The following is a 2916-nucleotide window of genomic DNA, read 5'->3' on the forward strand; positions in this document are numbered from 1 at the left end:
ACCCGACGCGCCACCCGTCGTCCTCCCAGCCGTCAGCGCCGTGGCTCACGGTCGGCGGGGCGGATGCGCGGTGGTGGGCGGATGCGCGGTGGTGGGCGGGATCGGGACCGTAGCCGGCGTCGCGGTACCCCCCGTGGGGACCCTCGCCGTCCGGCGGGGTCGGCGGCAACGACCACCAGCGGGCCAGCGCCGTCTCGCTGGCCCGGTCCGATTCGGCGGGAGAGCGGACGTCGTGGCCGACCAGTCGGGCGAGCAGCTCGGTGGCGGCGGGGCGGCGCGCCGGCTCCTTGTCCAGGGCCGCCCGCACGACGCCGACCAGGGACGCGGGCAACCCGTCGAGGTTGGGCTCCGCGGTGAGGATCTGCAGGCCGATCGCCTCCGCCCGTTCGCCCCGGAAGGGGGGCCGGCCGGCGGCGGCGAAGGTGACGCAGGCCCCCCAGGCGAAGATGTCGGCCGCGGGTCCGGCCCGCTCGCCGCGCAGCTGCTCGGGCGCCATCCAGACCAGGGTGCCGATCAGCATTCCCGTCCGGGTGTGGCTCGTGTTGTCCCCGGCGCGGGCGATGCCGAAGTCGATGACCTTCGGGCCGTCCCAGGTGAGCAGGATGTTCGCCGGTTTGAGGTCGCGGTGCACCACCCCGGCGGCATGGATCGCGACCAGGGTGTCGGCCAGACCGACGGCGAGTCCCTGGACCAGTCGATCGTTGAGCCGGCCGCGGGTGGCGACCGCGTCCGCCAGGTTCCTGCCCTCGACGTACTCCGTGGCCATCCACGGCCGTTGCCCGGTCAGGTCGGCGTCGAGCACGGCTGCGACGGCGCTGCCCCTGACCCGGCGGGCCGCGTCGACCTCGTGCCGGAAACGGGACCGGAACTCGGGATCGTCGGCGAGTCCGGCCGACGGCACCTTCACGGCCGCAGGCCTGCCGTCGGTGTCGAAACCGAGGTAGACGACGCCCATCCCACCCGCGCCGATGCGGTTCGCCAGCCGGTAGGGGCCGATGCGTCGGGGATCGTCCGTGGTCAGGGGCGTCAGCACGCCGCTTGCCTTCTCTCCGTCGTCGGGTGTCGGGGTGGCCCGGGTGTCGGGGTGGCCCGGCGGTTCCGGCGCACCTCGCGACGGTGCGGGGTGGAGATGAGCCGATTGTCTCCCGTGCGGTCCCCTGCACTCATCTGACGGCATTGCCTTCGCTCTGTGTTAAGGGTCAGCCACCTTATGTGTGCGGCGTGGTCGATGTGCCGCCGCTACGCTCTGACGACCTTCGCGCGAAGATTTGTCCCATGCTTGGTACGGAACGAAAAAATTAGAGGTTGTAGCGTAATCTTGCAGGGATATCTTCGTAAGAAGATCGACGTCGCCGAGACGGCTTGTGGGATGGCGACGGGATCCGGATGGAAGTGGTCCGGGGGAGGAGAGTGGGATGGTCGTCCCCTTGCGGTCAGCCCAGCCCTTGCGGTCGGCCCAGGTGTCTGCGTCCGGTGCCCGGTCGGCGGACGCGATGCCGGCGGACGCGATGCCGGCGGACGCGATGCCGGCGGAGGGGCTAGCGGCGGACGCAGTGCTGAGCACGCTCGGTCGTCACGTCCTCGTCGACGGCTTCGACCTCGTCTGCGACCTGGCGATGAGCCGCGGCAGCGTGCTCGTCGACGCCCGTGATGGGCGGCGCTACCTCGACCTCTACAGCTTCTTCGCCTCGGCGCCGCTCGGGATCAACCCGCCGGACCTCGTCAACGACGCGGGCTTCGTCGCCCGGCTGGGCCGGGTGGCGGTCAACAAGCCGGCAAATCCGGACGTCGCCACCGTCGCCTACGCCGAGTTCGTGCGGACCTTCGCCCGGGTCCTCGGCGATCCGCAGTTGCCGCATCTGTTCTTCGTCGAGGGCGGGGCCCTGGCGGTGGAGAACGCGCTCAAGTGCGCCTTCGACTGGAAGAGCCGGCACAACGCGGCACACGGCCGTCCCGCGGCGCTCGGCCGTCGGGTTCTGCACCTGCGGAACGCCTTCCACGGACGCAGCGGCTACACCCTCTCGGTCACGAACACCGATCCGGTCAAGACCGAGCGTTTCCCCGTCTTCGACTGGCCGCGCATTGACTGCCCGGCGATGATGTTTCCCTGCGTGGGGCCGGCCCTCGACGCGGTGATCGCCGCGGAACGTGTCGCGCTCGGCCAGGCCGAGGCCGCCTTCGCCGCCCATCCCCACGACATCGCCTGCTTTCTGGCCGAACCGATCCAGAGCGAGGGCGGGGACAACCACCTGCGGGCCGAGTTCTTGGCCGCGATGGCCGAGCTCTGCCGGCGCCACGACGCGCTGTTCGTGCTCGACGAGGTGCAGACCGGTGTCGGCGCCACCGGCTCGGCGTGGGCCTACCAGCAGCTCGGCCTGCGCCCGGACGTCGTCGCGTTCGGCAAGAAGGTCCAGCTCGGCGGGGTGATGGCCGGCCGGCGGGTCGACGAGGTCGCCGACAACGTCTTCCGCGTGCCCGGGCGGATCAACTCCACCTGGGGTGGTGGCCTGGTGGACATGGTCCGCGCCACCCGCATCCTGGAGATTATCGAGGCGCAGGGGCTCATGGCCCGGGCCGGCGAGCTCGGCGTGGGCATGCTTGCCGGGCTGACGGAGCTCGCGGCCCGCCACTCCCGGCTGCTGCGTAATCCCCGTGGGCGCGGTCTGCTCTGCGCGGTGGACCTGCCGGGCAGCGCCGTCCGGGACGAGGTGCTGCGGCGGCTGCGGGTGCGCGAGGGAGTCCTCGCGCTGCCCGCCGGGGAACGGGCCATCCGGTTCCGACCGGCGCTGACAGTGAGCGCCGAGCAGCTCGCCGCCGGGATCGCGGCCCTCGGCCGGGTCCTCGACGGACTGCCGGGTGGTGGATTGGACGGGCTGGGCGGATTGGCGGGGCTGGGCGGATCCGATGGGCTGGGCG

2 protein-coding genes are annotated in these 2916 nt (G+C 72.1%); one reads left to right on the top strand and one right to left on the bottom strand.

The genetic code is table 11. From position 1 onward, the window contains the following. On the bottom strand, nucleotides 1-1033 hold a 1033-nt coding region (locus AC08OX_RS16645; RefSeq protein ID WP_476608659.1), incomplete at its 3' end, for a serine/threonine-protein kinase. A 382-nt stretch (nucleotides 1034-1415) separates the two neighbouring features. On the opposite strand from AC08OX_RS16645, the gene lat reads away from it, so the two are divergent. After that, nucleotides 1416-2916: L-lysine 6-transaminase (gene lat, locus AC08OX_RS16650; protein ID WP_476608660.1), on the top strand; the 1501-nt coding region annotated here is incomplete at its 3' end.

The organism is Frankia sp. CoBUL1 (genome assembly GCF_978021245.1).